Annotated in this window: 19 protein-coding genes and 1 pseudogene; 3 read left to right on the top strand and 17 right to left on the bottom strand. The window is 56.7% G+C overall.

Translation table 11 applies throughout. From position 1 onward, the window contains the following. The 7 genes from ALQ04_RS09690 to ALQ04_RS09660 form a co-directional block, all read right to left on the bottom strand. The coding region (locus tag ALQ04_RS09690; RefSeq protein WP_147466579.1) for a dipeptide/oligopeptide/nickel ABC transporter ATP-binding protein at nt 1-596 on the bottom strand (596 nt) is incomplete at its 3' end. Further along, entirely contained in the window at nt 593-1627 is a 1035-nt protein-coding gene (locus tag ALQ04_RS09685) for an ABC transporter ATP-binding protein (RefSeq protein ID WP_122315541.1), read from the bottom strand. The genes ALQ04_RS09685 and ALQ04_RS09690, both read right to left, overlap by 4 nt. Nucleotides 1628-1629: 2 nt before the next feature. After that, complete coding sequence (gene ddpC / locus ALQ04_RS09680) at nt 1630-2529, bottom strand: D,D-dipeptide ABC transporter permease (protein ID WP_122315538.1); 900 nt, start codon at nt 2527-2529, stop codon at nt 1630-1632. A gap of 1 nt (nt 2530) precedes the next feature. Continuing rightward, nucleotides 2531-3547, bottom strand: a complete 1017-nt coding sequence (locus ALQ04_RS09675) for an ABC transporter permease (RefSeq protein ID WP_122315537.1) — start codon at nt 3545-3547, stop codon at nt 2531-2533. A gap of 106 nt (nt 3548-3653) precedes the next feature. Beyond that, nucleotides 3654-5210 carry an ABC transporter substrate-binding protein gene (locus ALQ04_RS09670; RefSeq protein ID WP_122315540.1) on the bottom strand — a complete coding sequence of 519 codons (1557 nt, stop codon included), beginning with the start codon at nt 5208-5210 and terminating at the stop codon, nt 3654-3656. A 173-nt stretch (nt 5211-5383) separates the two neighbouring features. Then, nucleotides 5384-5938: a D-alanyl-D-alanine dipeptidase gene (gene ddpX, locus ALQ04_RS09665; protein ID WP_122315536.1), complete on the bottom strand. Its 555-nt coding sequence runs from the start codon at nt 5936-5938 to the stop codon at nt 5384-5386. Nucleotides 5939-5977: 39 nt separating this feature from the next. Beyond that, nucleotides 5978-6829, bottom strand: a complete 852-nt coding sequence (locus ALQ04_RS09660) for a MurR/RpiR family transcriptional regulator (RefSeq protein ID WP_122315535.1) — start codon at nt 6827-6829, stop codon at nt 5978-5980. A 309-nt stretch (nt 6830-7138) separates the two neighbouring features. Here ALQ04_RS09660 and ALQ04_RS09655 point away from each other — a divergent pair. Continuing rightward, nucleotides 7139-7265: pseudogene (locus ALQ04_RS09655) on the top strand (IS5/IS1182 family transposase); the annotation flags it as partial. 483 nt (nt 7266-7748) lie between these two features. On the opposite strand, the gene ALQ04_RS09650 reads toward ALQ04_RS09655, so the two are convergent. The 5 genes from ALQ04_RS09650 to ALQ04_RS09630 form a co-directional block, all read right to left on the bottom strand. Then, on the bottom strand, nt 7749-7910 hold the full coding sequence (locus ALQ04_RS09650; protein ID WP_122315534.1) for a DUF2986 domain-containing protein: 162 nt from the start codon (nt 7908-7910) through the stop codon (nt 7749-7751). Nucleotides 7911-8097: 187 nt separating this feature from the next. Then, nucleotides 8098-8511: a hypothetical protein gene (locus tag ALQ04_RS09645; protein WP_122315533.1), complete on the bottom strand. Its 414-nt coding sequence runs from the start codon at nt 8509-8511 to the stop codon at nt 8098-8100. A 332-nt stretch (nt 8512-8843) separates the two neighbouring features. Further along, complete coding sequence (locus ALQ04_RS09640) at nt 8844-9383, bottom strand: Bro-N domain-containing protein (protein ID WP_122315532.1); 540 nt, start codon at nt 9381-9383, stop codon at nt 8844-8846. Nucleotides 9384-9863: 480 nt separating this feature from the next. After that, nucleotides 9864-10322, bottom strand: a complete 459-nt coding sequence (locus ALQ04_RS09635) for an SRPBCC family protein (RefSeq protein ID WP_122315531.1) — start codon at nt 10320-10322, stop codon at nt 9864-9866. 146 nt (nt 10323-10468) lie between these two features. Beyond that, complete coding sequence (locus tag ALQ04_RS09630) at nt 10469-11284, bottom strand: NmrA family NAD(P)-binding protein (RefSeq protein ID WP_183142145.1); 816 nt, start codon at nt 11282-11284, stop codon at nt 10469-10471. Between the two features lie 214 nt (nt 11285-11498). Here ALQ04_RS09630 and ALQ04_RS09625 point away from each other — a divergent pair, with 214 nt between their 5' ends. Continuing rightward, nucleotides 11499-12098: a TetR/AcrR family transcriptional regulator gene (locus ALQ04_RS09625; protein ID WP_122315529.1), complete on the top strand. Its 600-nt coding sequence runs from the start codon at nt 11499-11501 to the stop codon at nt 12096-12098. A gap of 47 nt (nt 12099-12145) precedes the next feature. Further along, the gene (locus ALQ04_RS09620) at nt 12146-13060 is read left to right on the top strand and encodes a LysR family transcriptional regulator (protein ID WP_122315528.1); all 915 of its coding nucleotides are present in this window, start codon (nt 12146-12148) and stop codon (nt 13058-13060) included. Here the strand turns inward: ALQ04_RS09620 and ALQ04_RS09615 are convergent. The 5 genes from ALQ04_RS09615 to dmeF form a co-directional block, all read right to left on the bottom strand. Further along, on the bottom strand, nt 12993-13526 hold the full coding sequence (locus ALQ04_RS09615) for a DMT family transporter (RefSeq protein ID WP_122315527.1): 534 nt from the start codon (nt 13524-13526) through the stop codon (nt 12993-12995). The two genes, ALQ04_RS09620 and ALQ04_RS09615, sit on opposite strands and share 68 nt — an antisense overlap. A 75-nt stretch (nt 13527-13601) precedes the next feature. Next, nucleotides 13602-14390 (bottom strand): hypothetical protein, encoded by a 789-nt coding sequence (locus ALQ04_RS09610; protein WP_221033396.1) that lies wholly within the window; start codon nt 14388-14390, stop codon nt 13602-13604. Nucleotides 14391-14658: 268 nt separating this feature from the next. Continuing rightward, the gene (locus ALQ04_RS09605) at nt 14659-16893 is read right to left on the bottom strand and encodes an ATP-binding protein (protein WP_122315526.1); all 2235 of its coding nucleotides are present in this window, start codon (nt 16891-16893) and stop codon (nt 14659-14661) included. Next, nucleotides 16890-17504, bottom strand: coding sequence for a biliverdin-producing heme oxygenase (locus tag ALQ04_RS09600; protein WP_122315525.1), 615 nt, complete (start codon nt 17502-17504; stop codon nt 16890-16892). The genes ALQ04_RS09605 and ALQ04_RS09600 overlap by 4 nt, the downstream gene beginning before the upstream one ends. A 218-nt stretch (nt 17505-17722) precedes the next feature. After that, nucleotides 17723-18652: a CDF family Co(II)/Ni(II) efflux transporter DmeF gene (gene dmeF, locus ALQ04_RS09595; protein ID WP_122315524.1), complete on the bottom strand. Its 930-nt coding sequence runs from the start codon at nt 18650-18652 to the stop codon at nt 17723-17725. Nucleotides 18653-18660 lie beyond the last annotated feature (8 nt).

Raw genomic sequence — 18660 nt, 5'->3', positions numbered from 1 at the left:
TTGAGAATCTGCGCCTGCACCGAGATGTCCAGGGCTGAAGTCGGCTCGTCCAGCACGATGATGTCAGGGTCAGAGGACAAGGCCCGGGCGATGGCAATACGTTGACGCTGGCCACCGGAAAACTGATGCGGGTAACGGTCGAGATACTCGCTGCGGATACCCACCCGGCTGGCTACCTTTGCCGCTATCTCACGCATATCGCGGCGCGGCACAGAACGCTGCACGTATAACGGCTCGGTAATGATCTTCCAGATTGGCAGTCGTGGATCGAGCGAGGATTGCGGATCCTGAAAGACGATCTGGACATTGCTGTTGAGCTCCTTGGCATCGTTGTAGACCCAATCGAGCCTGCCAGACGTGGGCTTGATCAACCCCATCAACAACTGCGCCAAGGTACTTTTTCCACAGCCGGACTCGCCGACCACGCCCAGGGTTTCACCGACGTGAACGTCCAGGTCGATACCGTTGAGCGCGTGGGCGACAGCCTTGGGTCTGCCCAGCCAGTCATTGCCCATGGGGTAATGCACCCGAACATCCTGCAAGCCCAGGATTGCAGGGTTGCTGGCCAGATAGGGTTTGCTGGCGACATCGCTCATGGCTGCAGCTCCAGAGTAGAAATACGGGACGGTTCGGCCAGCCAGCAGGCGCTTTTACGGCCGGCCTGGTCAGCAAGGCTCAACAGCGGCGGGCGCTCGCTGCATTGCGCAATGGCGACAGTGCAGCGATCACGAAAAGTGCAGCCGTCTGGCAGTGCGGATAAATTGGGGACCTGGCCGGGAATGGTCAGCAGTTCCTGCCCGGGCTCCACTTGCTCGGGCAGGCCACTGAGCAATCCTCTGGTGTAGGGATGGCTTGGGGCCGCCATCACCTGGGCGGTTACGCCCTGCTCCACCACCGCACCGGTGTACATCACATACACCCGGTCACAGAACTGCGACACCAGTGCCATGTCGTGGGTAATCAGCAAAATGGCGGTCCCGGCCTGTCGGGCTTTTTCACGTAGAAGCAGCAGCACCTGACGCTGTACGGTAACGTCCAGGGCAGTGGTGGGTTCATCGGCGATCAACAGCTTCGGGTCGCAGGAAAACGCCAGGGCAATCATCACCCTCTGGCGCATCCCGCCGGAAAGCTCAAACGGGTAGCTTTTCATGACCTGCTCAGGGTCGGCGATGTGCATGTCGCGCAGCAGTTCAACTGCTTTGGCGTGGGCCTGTGGCTTGCCAAGTTGCTGGTGATGAATGATCACATCGAGCATTTGCCGACCAATGCGCCGGGTCGGATTGAGTGCGGTCATCGGCTCCTGAAAGATCATCGCGACATCGCGCCCGCGCACTTTCAGCAAGTCTTCTTCACGGGCAGCGAGCATGTCACGGCCCAGAATTCTCAGCGAACCGCTTTTGACGATGTAGGCCTTATCGGGAAGCAAGCGCATGCTGAGCATTGCGGTCACCGACTTGCCAGACCCCGACTCCCCGATCACGCCGACGATTTCGCCCGGTTTGACGTCAATGGAAACCCCATTGAGGGCCTTGACCGTACTGCGATAGGCCGGAAATTCGATGCGCAGATCATTGATGGCCAACACCGATTCGGCAGACTCTGCGAGTAATTGCGCTTGATTGTGCATGCTCATTTCCCCTGCTGACGTGGATCGAGAAGGTCACGCACACCGTCACCCAGAAGGTTGAAACCGGTGGCAGTAATCAAGATCGCCATGCCCGGAAAGGTCGAGTACCACCAGTGGTCAAGGATGTAGTTACGCCCTGTGGCAACCATAGCCCCCCACTCTGCAGTCGGCTGCTGCGCGCCGAGGCCAATAAAGCCCAGGGCCGAAGCCATCAGAATAGCGCTGCCGATATCCAGGCTCAGTTGCACCAGGAGCGGCGGCATGGCATTACGCGCCACGTGCCAACTGACCATGTGCCAGCGGCCAGCACCAAACGTCTCTGCCGCCTTCACATAACCCATTTGGCGAATGCTCAAGGCTTGACCACGGGCAAGGCGTACGTAGAAAGGAATACGCACCAGGGTAATTGCTAGCATTGCATTGAATAGGCTGGGGCCAAGCGCGGCAGCCAGCGCCATGATCAGCACCAGCGACGGTACTGAAAGCATGATATCCATCAAGCGCATGACCAGACTGTCGAAGCGCCCCCCGATGATCCCGGACAGGCAGCCCAGCAGCCCACCGAGAAGGCACGAGGAAAAGGCCACGAACAGGCCGACACCCACCGATTGCTGACTGCCGTACAGCACTCGGCTGAACAGGTCACGGCCCACTTCGTCGGTGCCAAACCAGTGCTCGGCCGACGGCGCAGCGAGGCGTTGCGTGAGGTTCAGGGCGTTCGGATCGTGAGGTGCCAGCCAAGGAGCGAAAGCCATGACCAACAACACCATCAAGGTAATCAGAAGGCCGGCCATGGTCAGCGGACTGCGCCGCACCTGGTGAGCGAGGTAAGCGAGCCTGTCCTGCCAGCCACCCACCTTTACCAAGGGCGTCACAACAGAGTTAGAGAGGGAGTTGGACATGTCAGTTGACCTCGCCAATGCGGGGGTCGATCAAGCGATACAGCAGATCGATCGTCATGTTGAGCAGTACGTAGATGAACGACACCAGAATGGCGAAGCCCATGACTGCGGGGAAATCCAGCGATTGAATCGACTTGACCACGTACGCGCCCATGCCCGGCCAGGCAAACACGGTTTCGGTGAGCACGGCGCCGTAAAGCAGGTCACCCAATGTGAGCCCCAGAACGGTGATCGACGGGATCAGTGCATTGGGTAGCGCATGACGCAAGATCACCGTCCACTTCGACAGGCCGTAGGCACGGGCGGTACGGATATAGTCCTCGCCGAGCTGGTCGAGCATGGCCGAACGTATCTGCCGCGCGATCACCCCCAGGTTGACGAAACCCAAGGTAATGGCCGGCAGGATCAAATGCTTGAGAGCATTGAAAAACAGCGCGGTGTCTCCGGCGATCAGGGAGTCGATGAGGTAGAACCCGGTATAGGTCGGTGGCGGTTGCAGGCCCTCGTCTAACCGCCCGCTGCCAGGCAACCAGTTCAGGTGACCATAGAACAGCACGATCAGACCGAGGCCAAGCCAGAAGGCCGGCGTGGAGATACCGGTAACTGCCAGCGTTCTGGCCACCTGGTCGATGAAGCGGTTGTGATACACCGCCGACAGCACGCCCAGCGGCACGCCTACCAGAATCGACAACGTCAGCGCGGCAAAGGCCAGCTCAAGGGTAGCCGGGAAGAACGCTTGCAAGTCTTCCAGTACCGGGCGACTGGTACGGATGGAAGTGCCCAGGTCGCCGTGGAACAGATCCAGCATGTAACGCCCGTACTGCTGATACAACGGCAGGTCCAGCCCTAGTTGATGGCGGATATTTTCGACAATAGCATCGGTGGCTCGGTCACCAGCAATCAGTCGGGCCGGGTCGCCAGGGATTAGATGCGAAATCGAAAAGGTGATCAGTGAGACCCCGAACACCACCAGCAGGAGGCCGCCAAGGCGTTTACGCAAAATATTCAGGAAGGCCATGAGGCACCTCGGTAAAACCTGTAAATGGGCAGAGCGAAACTTTTCGCGGGCATGGCGTTACCACGCCCTCGGAAAACTCCGCGAGGGCGTGCCTTGCTACGACGTATTACTTGGTGATCGTGCCGATGTTGAACACTTGCTCAAGCATGGGATTGAACACATAACCCTTGACCTTTTCGCTCATCGGCAAGGTGTAGGCTTTCTGGTAGAGATAGGCGTAGACGCTGTCAGCCAGCACGATCTTCTGTGCCTTCTGATACAGCTCGACACGTTTGGACATGTCATTGGTGGTTGCCGATTCGCGGATCAGCGCGTCCACTGCAGGGTTCTCATACATCGACCGATTCCCCGCCAGGCCCTTGAGCTTGGAGTCGAAGAAGAAGTTCATGAACATGTAGGGGTCCGCAAAATCCGGGCTCCATGAGCCGATCGCCACGTCAAAGTCACCGGAACCCAAGCGTTCACGCATGCTGGCGTTGGCCAGTTTTTCCATCTTCATGTTCACACCCAACGTTTGCAGCCCAGCTTGCAGAGTCAGGCCGATCGGCTCCCAGTTGGGGTCCTTGTCGGAGTACATGAAAGTCAGGTTGCTGACTTTTGGCGAAACCCTGGCCAAGTCTGCCTTGGCTTTGGCCAAGTCCTGCTTCAGTGCTGGCAGCTTCTCGTCATAGGCCCACATACCTTGCGGGATCGGGCCGTTCAATGGCTTGGCCTTCCCCCCCAGAATGCCTTGGATAATGCCGTTGTAGTCAATCGATTCGATAATGGCCCGGCGTGCATCCGGGTTGCTCATAGGTGCTTTCTGCGTGTTGAGATAGAGCATGGTCACGCGCAGCGAGGGGTAGTCGCCCACCACGATGCCCGGCTTCCTGGCCAGTGCCTTGAGCTGGTCTTCTGGCATGTCCTCGACGATATCCAGATCGCCGCGCTCAAGCTGCAGGCGACGTACCGATGCTTCGCCGATGATTTTCACCACCACCTTGTTCAAGGCTGGCTTGGGCCCAGCGTAATAGGAGTTCTGTTGCAGGGTCAGGCTCTGGCCTTTCTGCCAGTCCACCAGCTTGAAAGCGCCGGAGCCTGCGGTGTGAGTGGACAGGTAGGTTTCAGCACCTTCGGGCTTGTTAGCCACCAGCGGGTTGACGATGGCAGCGCCGTTGTGTGCCAGCGTCGACAGAAATGGCGCATAGGGGGCCTTGAGGGTGAAACGGACGGTCAGCGGGTCTACCACACTGACCGCCATGTCCTCAGGAAACGCGCCCGAAGGGCCTTGTTTGAGCTTCATAACCCGGTCGAACGAGAACTTCACCGCCTGGGCGTTGACTTCAGTGCCATCGTCAAACAGGTTGCCCGCCTTGATTTTGAAATCCCAAATGAGGTTGTCTGCCGAAACTGTCCAGTCGCTGGCCAGTTCGCCTTGCACCTCGGTGCTGCCCTTGCCGTCTTCAACCTTGTAGGTCACTAGACGTTGATACGCTGGGTAGGTAATGGCCCAGTCGTTGTTGTCGATAGTCACCGCAGGGTCTAGCGTCTGGGGATCAGATGGTTTACCGATCATCAGGGTATCCTGCGCCACAGCGGCCTGCGCCGATTGCCAGGTACCGAGACCCATGGCACTGAAAAACACAGCGATCGCCAGATGATGAGGTTTAACGATTGATTTCATGCCGGTTCCTTTATGCTCGAAGTAGACGTCGTCAGGTTTGTTATTGGTGCTATACCGGGCAGTGGAAATGATGCTGGAAAGCATCGATACTCCTGAGCCTGTCATCACAACAGCGCTCGCTTGTCATCAGCCGAGATTCATTGGCGTCTCGGTCAGTTATCACGGTGCTGCTGTTAGTGGCCCCCACTCGCGGGCTCATCGATCAGCGGGTACGCCTCAGCGTCAGGCAATTCGTAATGCCACCATTCGCTGTCGATAAAGGTAAAACCGGAAGCGAGCATTATTCCCAGTAACATCAAACGGTTCTGCTGAACCGCGTGCGGCAGATCCGGGTAAAACTGATGGGACGGCTCACGCATGTCATCGAACCCAGTGCCCATGTCCAGCGCCTTGCCGGCAGCGTCTACCAGGGTGACATCCACAGCCACGCCGCGGCTGTGGTGCGAGCCCAGACTCGGGTCGCGGACATACTCCGAATTTGGCAGCGCATCCCACAGCAAGTACTGGGCATAAGGTGGGCGGTAGGCATCGAAAACCCGTAACCGCAACCCGGCCTGGCGCGCCAGCTGACTGGCTTTACTCAGGCAAACCTCGGCGTCTCGGTGCAGGCGACAGCGCGTATCCTGGTAGATCTGTTTCCCAGCCAGATTGTCGGCGCCGGCGTATACCAGATCGATTTCGACGTCCAGCTTGCGCGCATCGATGTCGATGAGGGGATTGTTGTTCACGTCAAAGCTCCAACTCAGGCCTATAAATTCAACAGCGTGTTATTCAAACTGGCCAAATAATTCCTGCAACTCACGATTCCTGGTCAATCGTTCGTCCAGATGGCCGCCATGCTTCTGAGCCACCGCCGATACCAACAGGTTGAGCAAACACGCCAACGGCGCCAGAGAGTCCCAGAACTGACCAACATCGGCGTCAAGCTGCAACAGGTCACACGGGTAATCCCGCGCCCAGGGGCATTGAAAATCGGTGATCAAGGCCAACGGCAAGCCTTGCTGATGAGCCACGTCACAAAAAGTTCTGGCCACTGTCGAGTACATGCGAAAGTCGGCGATCACGGCATAGGGTTTTGCAAAACCGGAGTTCAAGGATTCAGCGTACGTCCCTGACAAACCGTCGACGTAGTAAACCTTGGGGCGGATGTATTCCAAGTGGCTGAAGAACGCATTGAGGATGCCGCGAGTGGACTGTATCCCCACGATAAAAACCGCCTCGGCGGTAAACAGGTTGTGCACGATTGCGCCGAAGGTTTCGCTGCGTGCTAGCTCATATACCCGCTGTATGGCATCCACTTCACGCTTCATCGAACGTTCCAGTGTGTCGCCGTGGGTTGTTTCCTGACGAAAAGCGCCCAACCGGTCAGTGATCACCCAAGTGCTGCGATCATCGCCAAGCAGGCTTTTCTTCACATCGTCAATGTTGCGATAGCCCAGCGAGCGCAGGAATCGCCCCACTGAAATCCCCGTCGTTTCGGTTTGCTGGGCAATGCTGTCGGCGGTTTCAAAAGGCAACTTCTGCGGATTGGCCAGCAGGTAACCGGCGATACGCTTTCCAGTCGGCGTGAGATCCGCAAACTTCTCTTCCAGCATCTTCAAAAAGCCTGCCTGTTCCATCTGTAAAGTCCCACCTATTGAGCACTGTCCGACACACAGAATGTTATTTGTCGATCATTTTCATGCCAAGTGTTATCAACATAACACAGCAAATCAGTGGCAGAACAGGATTTTCAAAACGAATTTCAAATCATCAGAATGGACCGCCCCACGCCAGTGCGCAGCAACATGGGCTGCGCGCAAACAGTGCAAAAAATGACGTTGAGAGAGTGCAAAAAAGGGCACAACAACAGCGCCCAATTGCGCTCCTGACGTGCAGAATTCAGCCCAAACGCCAGTAATCCTTTGGAGAAATTGGTGCTTTTACGCAAGCGAAAGGAGCATTTTGAACGGGAGCGTTATCTGGCCGATTGCAGCACGACCAAGCCGCTACAGGCACTGTGGCAAAGGCTGTGTGCTGCTACGGGGCAAGCGCAAGATCGAATACGCCAAGGCGCACTCATTGCAAGGTTCGCTGCCCAGCGCTTGGGCACAACGACAAAGAAGTTCGGGGTCGAATCAGCCGAGGCAGAGCAGTTGCAAGAGCCAGGAACTGCTGCTCAACATGAGACGAGTAGTCAAGAATACTCACCGTTTTCGTATTGTTCAGCGAACCAATAGTGCATTGTGGATTCAGGGCGATTCAGGTGACGGACTCGCGATATTCATGAATGAGACGGTTGGCATGGCAGATTTTTTTGCGCGGAGCCAACCTTTAAGGGGCAATGACTGCAGGAAAGGTCCTGCAATCGCAGGATTTTCGTTAGCTGAAGTAACGGTTGTTCACGCTTCTGACGATGGTTCTTCGTAATGTGCACGGATGCTTTCGCGGATGAATCCGCTCCTGCCCGGCGCTCTCGCCGTAGCAGTACTATCCGATATCGCCTCGCTAAATGTCCGGGCCGTCGAGGTTGGCCTGTCAAAAAGCTCAAGTGTAAATTCAGCTCTCAATCGAAGTGTTTGAATCCTGGCTGGCTTCGGCAGCCATTTTCAATCGGTCAGCCTTGCATATGTACTTGGGCTTGTTTTTTGGTGCCAATTTGGCGCTGGCCTTTTTGGCGTGAGCCTTCAGTAGCTGCTGGATTTTTTTACGACGATTCATGGTTTTTACTCAGCCTGTAAACGCATGAATGATAGCAGCTTCGCACCTCAATGGATCGAGACAGGAAGCCTGCAATGGGCGGCAGCAACCACCCGGGCCGTTACTATTGACCGATCATGGAGAAACGCCTGGAAAGCAGGTCTGCCTTCCAGGAGAAACCATTCAACCATCGACACTCATCAACCTGTTAGTGACTCGTATCCTGGCCGCCCATGATGTTTGAGCGACTGGTTGATCTGCGTCCGTCACTGTATTGCGTGTCCTGTCCACCCATGATGTTTGCACGACTGGTTGAACTACGACCATCGCTGTACTGTGTATTTTGCCCACCCATGATGTTTGAACTGCTGGTTGAGCGGCTACCGTCACTGTATTGGGTATCCTGCCCACCCATGATATTCGCACGGCTGGTTGAGCTGCGACCGTCGCTGTATCGCACATTCTCCCCACCCATGATGTTTGAACTGCTTGTTGAAGTTGTGCCATTGTCGTACCTGCAATCATAACCACCCATGATATTGGCTCTGCAACTATCGGCAAAAGCTTGATACAGAGGCGCGGCAAACAGAATCGAACCCAGCAGAACGACCTTGAGCTTCATACAAGTTCCTTACGGAATTATCGGGATGACAAGCAAAGTAATCAAACACTCGAATATACGAGTACGATCAATATATGGGGACACGCGAAAAAGTAACTATTCAGCGTGCCGAAAATCCTTATCAAGAAAAAACAAATAGAACAATGTTTTCAGCCTGTTTAAAAAACATATATGGCGGTAAGCCACTACCTATACAGACTGAGTATTTCAAACTAAGTTTCCGTTCCGAAAACATATTTTTAGCCAGCTCATTGGCTCCAAAAACCACCTGCCCTTTGATCGCTATTGATCGCCCCCGCCTCTGCCAACCAGAAACGATCAATAGCCCACCATCAGGCAGTAAACGACTTACGCCCCGTTACCAGCCGCCGCCACCAGGGCTCTCTTGCCGCATCAGGTTGCACCTGCACCAGTTCAGGCAAATCACGCAATTTCACCCAAAGCTCTCCGTGCCATTGCAGTGCGCTCAAGGTATTGCCCTGCCAGCGCATCTGATACAACAGAGGTTGATCGCTGGTATCAGCCATTCGAGTGTCCAGAGCGGGCAGCACTTCCTGAGCAAGCCAGCGGCGCAGTGCACGGTTTTCCGGGACATAGTGATGCACCAACAACGCAAAGACGCCTGACTCACTGATCATCAGGCATTTTTCCCAGTGCCCGTGGGTCAATAGCCAGGCCGTGCGGCGCTGATCGGCGTCGAGTTTTAGCGTGGCGCGTTCGTCCAGTTGTCTGCCCATCAGACGAGCCAGATCAGCCAGGGGAAACCAGACCTGGGCATCCAGCATCACAGCGCGCAGCATGCGGTGGTGACGGATGAAGATGGTCGGCTCGAAGTGGTCGGAACAGGGAGGTGAAGGGTATGGAAGGTCCATCGAGTGAAAGCTCCTTTATGAATCAAGAGCCACCAGACTGACGTCGCTAAACGAATGAAGGGTGGCAGCTGTGCGAAGGTTAGCGAACCGGCCTTTCACTCGCACACACCGGCAGACCCGAAGGTCTCCGACGCACAGCCGCCATGAAGCAACCTCATACCTGAAGGGCATGAGGCAGCATGACGCTATTGCGAGTGCAAGGTTCGGATCGCTAAATCCGGCCGCTGATTTTGCAGCGACGCAGCACACTAAATCCCCGAATCGACACACGCAAGCGGTCGGGATTCTCTAGGAAAGTTCATACATAAGAAAGGGCAAATGCCGCAGGAAAGCTCCTGCATTGAAGGGGTTTTCGTTAGCTTAAGTAACGGTTGCTGGCGTTTTGGGGAGACGGGGTTAGTGTCTTCGCGGATGAATCCGCTCCTACCGATGGCCCATTTTTATCTGTTGTCTGGAGCTCCGCCGGGCGGCCGGGCTCAATCAATCCCTGGATCGCAAGTACTCTGCCATCGCAGCAAAACGTTGCCGGGTTTCGTGCTCGAACAATCGATTGGCCAGAGGATCAAAAACTCGTCCCAACCAACGCGGACGCAACTGAATTCTGAAGCTGTAGATCAGCTCCGACTGGCCATGCTCGATATCACGATGCTGCATCGAGGCCGACCAAGCGTCGAACCAGCCCGCAGGCTCGACCAGAACTGCGGCCGCTACTCTGGCGGGCTGATAATTCACGAATCGGGTGCGCATGGCGAAAAAGCGTTTCCAGCCGCGCCCCTGATTGAACGTGATCGCACCGGTGTAAGGATGGCTACCACCGCCCTCCACTTCTGCACAAGATAACAAGGTGTCCCAGCGCATCCGCACGGTGTGATTGTGAAAGGTCTCAAATGCCTCGGCAGCGCTGGCAGGCATGATCAGCCGGATTCGGTTTTGCTTCATTATTTGTCTCTGTGCTGGCTGGTGGAAATTCCGTTTCATCATGCAGCAACGCATTCCAGACCCGGCAACCGTCGCAGACCATCAGCTTTTGCTGAAATACTGACGCGCCCATTCTGCCATGGTTGTCCCTGGTCGCCCCAAAACTGTCAGCACGTCATCGCGACAACCGTTTGGCGTTCCATCTGCCCAGCCGCTGCCAATTGCATGGTGATGACGGCGCTCTCCATGTAGGTACGCTCTGGAGTCGAGGGGATTTTGGCGACGTATGCTTCCAGGCCAGCAGGTTGAAGGGCGTTGCATTTTATTTCTCTTCCTGCGGCCTCAGAGAGAATGCTCGCCACGTCGTGCCCCGTCAGCACTTCTATGCTCAACCAATAGTCGGTACTTGCGTGCTTCTGCGGCCCCTCTCGCAGCACCGCGGCAGCAACGGCGGCAATGTCCGCCACACAGACCCATCCTTGCGGCATGTCGCCCCAGAAAACCGTGAAAGAGCCTGTTTCTTCCATCGGCGGGCTGGTTACCAATACCGAATCGCTGATGACATTAGGGTGCACGTGCGTCCATGCAATTCCACTGGCCTCAATGTAACTTTCAATGAGGTCATGCCAGTTGAAATGCGGGATGAGATCCTGACGCGAGCTGAATACACCTAAATGAACGATATGGCTGACGTTGGCATCGCGCGCGGCATCGACGAGCTTTTTACTTTGAAAAAGCATGTCTGAGGTGTAGCCGGTCAGCAAGAACAGGCGGTCAACCCCCTTCAGCGCCTCAGCAAAGGTTACGGATTGGTTCAGGTCCAGCACGACGGCGTCATGTCCTTCATCGCGCCACTTGCAGGCGACTTCGGGGCGGCTTGTCGCCAGACGCAGCACCACGTCTTGATCGTTGTTTTTCAGCGCCTCGACCACTTGTGAGCCAACGCGCCCGGACGCCCCAATAATCAATACCTTGGCAACCATTACCTTCCTCTCCATATGCGGCCTGTCACACGGCAAGACGCCGAGGGAGCGCTTTCGTTGCCATGTATCAGGCCGGTCAAAATCTATCCCCTGTAGAGCCACGGGGCACAATCATCAGATCAAGGAAGCTACTAGGCATATTTTGGCACGTCAAGACATTAGTGTCACAGAGTGACAACTCCCATTACCCCGGGATTGGCTGTAAGCTTGGCGAATGAAGACAAGAGACCTCGCCAAACAAGCCGTCAGGAAGCAGATCGCGCTCACCGCGCTAAAGCTTTTTCAGGAAAACGGCTATGAAAAAACCACGGTTGAAGATATTTCCAGTGAGATCGGAATGTCGACGCGCACTTACTTTCGCTACTTTCGCTCGAAAGACGACGTGCTATTGGAACCCACCCAGTTGTTCAGGCTGAGTTTTCTGGAAAGCTTCGAGCGTCATCTGCGCACCCATGATCTCTGGAGCGCTTTAAACTTCTCGCTTAATGAGTCCACGCTTGGTTGCACTGAGTTAAATCAAGATTTATCGCCCTCAAGCATCCAGGCAACCATTCGCAGCACCCCGGCACTGCTTGCGCGGCAACTGGAAATCACCGAGCGACTGCAAATCGAAGCGACAGACATGTATTTGCAGCACGCCTCCCAGGAAACACCTCTCAAGTGGTGTACAGCCAATGCAATCGTGAGAACTGGATTTGCCTGTTTGCACGCTATCCAGTGCAAGCCTGCGGGTGACGATAGCCAGAGTGCACTTCAAGCACTCATGGAGGACTTGAGGCCAATTCTGTTGGCTGAACGCCAAACCGAAAGTTAGAAACATTCCCAACATGCCTTCCCAACCTCAGGCTCCAGACCGTAAACATGGACGAGCTTCGCCGGATCGACCTCAATCTCCTGCTGACCCTGCATGCCTTGCTGGTTGAGCGGCATGTCACCCGTGCATCGGTGCGGTTGCATAAAAGCCAGCCTGCGGTGAGCCATGCGCTCGCTCAGCTTCGGCTGCACTTCAATGATCAGTTGCTGATCCGTCGCGATGGACACATGGCCTTGACCGCACGGGCGCAGGCTCTTGTGCGTCCTTTGGAGGCAGCGCTGTCGAGCCTGAACGGATTGCTCGGAGAACCGGGTTTTGATCCTGCTTCGGCGACCGGTCGCTTTCGACTGTCCTTGTCGGACTATGCCGCACGCACAGTACTTCCATCGGTGATGCGCAGGGTACGTGCCGAGGCGCCGGGTATTCAGCTGGCGATCAGTCAGGCGAGCCGCGAGGCGATGGTGGTGCAGTTGGCCGATGGTGAGCTGGATCTCGCGCTGGGGATTTTTCCTGATGTCCCGAGGGATATCCTGGTGGAAGACTTGTTTGCCGACCACTTCGTGAGTGTCGCCGATCAGGCCGCCCTGCCCTCCAGCGGCGAACTGTCACTGACGGACTGGCTGAGCCGGCCTCACGTGATGCTGGCGCTGAGGCCGGATGCAAACGACGAGATCGAAAAGGCCTTGAGCACTCAGGGCCTGCAGCGAAACATTGCGCTGGCGCTGCCTCACTGGAGTGCCGCAATCGAGATGATTCAGGGCACGGATCTGCTGTTGACCATTGCCAACCGGGCGATCACCGGGATTGAGCGGTTCCCCGACTTGAGGTGTTTCAAGCCGCCCCTGGCTCTGCAAACCATTGCCTATCAACAGGCCTGGCATGCCCGCAAGGACGCTAATCCGGCATTGAAGTGGCTGCGCCAATGTTTTGTCGAGAGCTGTCAGCCGCAGGCTGGGTCGTAACGGCTCCCATCTGCACAACCACCAGCCCGACAATGATCAAGGCAACGCCCATCATCCGGACGCTATTCAGGGGTTTTGGCACAAGCCCCATCAGGCCGAAATGGTCAATCAGCATGGCCGCAATCACCTGACCGATCATGACGTAGAGAATGAAGCTGGCCGCCCCCACTCGTGGCGTCAGGGTTGCGGCCATCGCCACATATAACGCCCCACCGAGCCCGCCGACCCACAGCCACCAAGGGCCTTGAATGGCATTGCCGATAGCTGGCAGAGGGATCCTCAGCAACGCCAGAATCATTATCAGGCTGATGGCGCTGACGAACAGGGAAACCAGGGCCGCCCACAGCGGATGGCCCAGCTCTCGCCCCAGTGCGCCATTGCTCACGGCCTGAAACGGAATGGCTGCACCGGCCAGAAAGCCCAGGGCGACGGGGATACTTGCAAGCAACGCGACTTTACCGAACATGACGACTCCACCTGAGACCGGATTGCCAGAAAGTGGCGGGGTTTGACGCCCGCCACTCAATGTTTGCCCTGCTCCTTACTTGACCTGATCCAGAACAACCGGCATTTCGCCGCTGAAATCGATCCAGGGATTGGTCCCCAGAAGCTCGGCATGAGGCACATCCGCGGTGTAACGCATGGTGAATTCCTTCGGACCATGGGCAAAGGCGACAATCAGGCCTTGCGTGGCATCCATGATGCCGGCGTGCATCCCCAGACCGTGGTAGCTGACGCGCACGGCATGATCCTCAAGCCCGACCTTATCGACCTGGAAGCGAGCGATTGAACCGTCCTTCAAGGTGAAGCCCCAGCGAAAAGGCCCGCCTGCCACAACGGTCATGACCTCATCGATATCAGTCCCGTCATCTGCCGAGTTCACGTGCATGCGGCCATATTTTTCAAGAACGGCCTTGTGCGTCCTGGCGTCCAGAGCGCGCATGTCATAGACCTTGGGATAAGGACCGAGCCCGGTTTCTTCTGTCAGCACTCCACCGCCTTTTACCGCAGGCTGGCGACCGGCCAGGCTGACTTGCTCAAGCAGTTGATCCTGGCTCAGATGGAAGAGATCAATCAGGCGGCTGTGCTCTTTGTCGGTCAGTGCGCGCTGTTGCGATTCGGCAAGAATCGGTTTGGCGTCCTGAGGGATATCGACAGTCGTAACGTGAATGCCGATGGTTTCAAGCACGGCATTTACGTCTTTGATGCCGAGCACATCGGGGCGGCCATCAGTGAATTTCAGAGAAACGATGTCGCTCGCCATCGCATTGGCAGAAGCCGCCATGGACATAGCAAGTGCAGTAGATGCGAGAATTTTTCTGGTGGTCATTCGGGACTCTCCTGTGGCGGCAGTGAATGTGGAATTACCTGCTTCGGTGCCGTGAGGAGATGGTGTTTTATTCGCTACACATATGGAAATCGACAGTTTGCACAAGCGTTATTCGGCTGACGAATAATCAGGAGAGATGTGTGTGGATGGCAAGTCTTCGCGGATGAATCCGCTCCCTCAGAATGGCTGTCCACACAATATGAATTGCAGGTGGGAGCCAATTCATTCGCGAAGACAGCCCATATTCATGAGCGTTGAAAGCAGTCGATCAAACCGCTACCGGCACGGTGAACCTGAACTCGCTGCCCTTGCCGACGGTGCTGTCTGCAGTCAGCATGCCGCCATGGGCCTTGATGATGCCTTGGGAGATGTAGAGCCCCAGGCCAGTGCCGGTCGGGTTGCCTTCCTTGATGGTCCAGTAGCGCTCGAAGATGTGCGGCAGTTGTTCCGGCTGGATGCCTTCACCGGAATCGCGCACGGTGAATACGATTTCGTTGCCGCTGGGGGCGGCGGCAATGTCGATCCGGCCTTGTTTGGGAGTGAACTTGATGGCGTTGCCGATCAGGTTCGACAGCACCTGGAACAACCGCTCGGGATCGGCGCTGACCTTCAGGTCGGGATCGGCATGGAAGGAAATGTCGATGGATTTGTCCATGGCCAGCGGCGCCAGCAACGAATAGGCTTCCTCGAAAATATCGCTGACTTCCAGCACCTGGGGCGAAATGATGTAGCGCCCGGCTTCGATTTTCGAGGTGTCGAGCAGGTCTTCCAGCAGAACATTCATACGGCTGGCAGCCTGCTGCATGGTGTCGATGGCCGAAGAAATACGTCGAGAAGTGTGCGGGCCATCCGAGCTGAAAGCCTTTTGCATCATGCCGCAGAGCATGGAAATGACGGTCATCGGGTTGCGCAGGTCATGGGATACGACTGCGACCAGTTCATCGCGGGCGCGCACAGCCTGTTGCTCACGGCGGACCTGACGGGCCAGGTCATCTTCCAGCGCCGAACGACGCAGGTCGTTGGCGGCGAATACGTCGCCATGGGTCCATTTGGTGGAAATGCCCGCCATCTCGACCTTCCAGATCTCGAAGGAAGTGCGCGGCCGCAAGCGCAGGCCGGCACCTGAGCCTTCCATGTCCAGAGGCTTGTCCGGGTTACCGCTCCACTGGATGCTTTCCTTGACCTCGGGACGGAACCACAGCACGCCGTTATCGACGGGCTTGGGCAGGCTCATGGCCAGAACGCCGCTGGCGCTTTGCTGATAGGCCTCGGCCGCCGGGAACACACTTGATAGATGATGGCTGGAAAACACCGGTTGACCGCTCGCCATCAGCCACTGATGCAGCGCCCTGATTTCGGTCGGCGCCGGGCAGAGGCCGAAGGTGTGCAGTTGCCGGTCTTCGATGATCGCCACACCCGATGCACTCACCAGGTCCATTAGCAATTGCGGTTGCTGCGCCAGGCCGTCAAAGACGTTTTCCGTGGCAGACACCATGACCTGTTTCAGGTCCTGCAACATCTGCAGTTTCGCATCGCGCTGACGGTTGAGTTCCAGAGCTTCCATCGCCCGGATCTGCAACGACAGCACCTGGCCGATGGCCTGGCAGGCGCCGCGCAATTCATGGGAAACATGCAGAGGTGTACGGTGCCCGCAACTGATCAGTCCCCAGAGCTTGTCGTCCTTGAGCAGCGAAACGCTCATGGACGACAACACGCCCATGTTCTTCATGTATTCGCAGTGGATCGGAGAAACACTGCGCAGTGTCGAGAAACTCAGGTCCAGCGGCTGCCCGGTATCGGGACGCAATTGCGGAATCAGCGGCACCGGCGTGTAGTTGGCATCGGGAATGATGCGCAGCCAGTTGCGGCGATAGAGTTCGCGCGCCTGCTCCGGAATGTCCGAAGCGGGAAAGAACAGGCCGTTGAACAGCTCCATGTCCGGCGAAGAGGCTTCGGCAATCACCTGGCCGTGGCCTTCGTCCTCGAAACGGTAGATCAGCACGCGGTCGTAACCGGTCAGTTTCTGGATTTCGCGAACGCTGATTTCATACAGGGCCGGCAGAGTCTTGGCCATCTGCAATTGACGCAGCATGCGCCCCAGATGAGAGACACGCTCGCTGCTGGCAAGCTGTGCATCCTTGTCCTGAACCTCAAGCTCCAGCACCAGAACGCCCTGATGCCGATGCATCAGCACCTCGAACGCCTGACCATTGAGGGTGATCAACAGTTGCGGAACATCGTTGAAGGACTCCTGGGTGCTGGCGCTCTTGAGCACCGTGGACCAGCCCTCTCCCACCAGGTGCTCCAACGGCTGACCAATCAACTGCTCTGGCTCCTTGCCCAGCAGTTCCTGCACATTGGCACTGGCCTGCAGCACCACGAAATCGGGCTCGGTCAGGGTCAACAGCACGCCATGAGGCTGAATGGCCCCCGGATACTGGATCGGCTCATTCGCACAATTGGCCAACAGGGCTTCAAAAGCGTCTTTATCGAGTTGGCTCATAACAGTACCTCTTGACCATCGAGCCAGTGCTCGAAACATGCGAATGTGGATTGTGCCGCCTGCGCGGCAGACGTCAGGGTTGCGGCTTCATCCGGCACGCTGTCCAGATAGGCGAGAAAGGTCTTCCAGCGTATGCCGGTGGCGCTGCCGTAGACATTTAGGAAAGCCGCGCCAGTGTGCTCGTCGAGCCCCAGACGCTTGTGGATTTCACGGCGCAGGACCTGCCCGCCGAGGGTGGCGCCTTCGAGTACATACAACACGCCCAGGCAGGCGCCGGGCGTATCGATCAGCGGCAGTTTGCGGCATTGGGCAAGCGCGTCGATGGCTTCATCGGTCATGCCAAGGGCACGCAGGTCCTGAACCAGGACCGGGGTCTTGATCCGCTCGGCCGGGTTCAGTTCTGAAGGTATCAGGCCACTGGCCTGCAAGGCAGACTCCAATGGACGATAGAAACCGTAGTAGGCCTGGAGCAAACGCAGGTAATAAGCAGCGCTCAGGACAGGAGAGAAAAACGGCAGGCGCTTTTCCAGATCGACATGTGTCTGACTCGTTTCAGAACGAAGAGCATCAAGCAGTTTGGCCGGTGAAACCTGGGTAAACGTTGCCAACATCCAGTAATGCTCTCAATGATTGAAACGACAAGACACCGCATCCTGGCGAAGTGGAGTCTCAACATACAGATTGCCGACAATATGCGACAGAACTTTCAGGAATAACCGATGAAATACAGAAGCTTAAGCATCGGAAAATTCAGCCTGACACGTACGAAATTCCGCCCGAGATACGACTTTCAGCGTAGCAGACCGCCAGGTAACGCCGGGACCGTGTATCACACGGCCCGGCATTCAATCGTCAGGTGCGCAACCTCGTGTACGTCCCGCAAGCGTTTGCGGATCACTTCGGCCGTCACATTTATTTCGCCCAGGACACTGACAATAGCGGCGCGAGCCTGCGGGCCAACCTGCCAGACGTGAAGATCGGTGATTTGCAGGTCGCCACTGGCCTCCAGCACTTCGCGGATTTCCTGCGCCACATGCTCGTCGGTCACATCGAGCAGAACATTGGCGCTGTCCTTGAGCAAACCATATGCCCATCTGGCAATCACACAGGCACCGACAATCCCCATCAGCGGATCGAGCCAGACCCACCCCAGGTAACGGCCGGCCAGCAAGGCCCCAATGGCCAGCACCGAGGTCAGTGCATCGGCCATGACGTGCAAGTAGGCTGAACGAAGATTGTTGTCACCGCCATGCTGATGAGCATGCGAATGAGCGTCATGATGATGGTGATGGCCATGACTGTGAGCATGGCCGCCCGACAGCAGCAGCGCACTCAGAATGTTCACCACCAGACCGATGATCGCGATCAGCGTGGCTTCGCCAAACGCCACGCTGGCCGGCTGGAACAGGCGCACAAGCGACTCGATACCGATTCCCAGGGACACCATGAACAGGATCAGCGCCGAGGCGAAGCCGGCAAGATCACCAACCTTGCCGGTTCCGAAGCTGTAGCGGCCATTGTTGGCGTTACGCCGGGCAAATGCATAGGCCCCGGCCGCAATGCCCAAAGCCCCGGCATGCGTGGCCATGTGAAAACCATCGGCCAGGAGCGCCATCGAACCGGTGATGTAACCCGCAGCGATTTCGACCACCATCATCACAAACGTCAGAGCGACGACCCATAAGGTGCGGCGGGCATTTTCATCGTGGGAAGCGCCCAGGAATACGTGATCGTGGGCGTGGCTGTGTTGATTGTTCATCGAGACGA

This window comes from Pseudomonas cichorii, assembly GCF_003700275.1.
Taxonomy (GTDB): Bacteria; Pseudomonadota; Gammaproteobacteria; order Pseudomonadales; family Pseudomonadaceae; genus Aquipseudomonas; species Aquipseudomonas cichorii_B.
The sequence above is the reverse complement of the archived record's forward strand: the minus strand, read 5'-3'. Positions and strand labels throughout refer to the sequence as shown.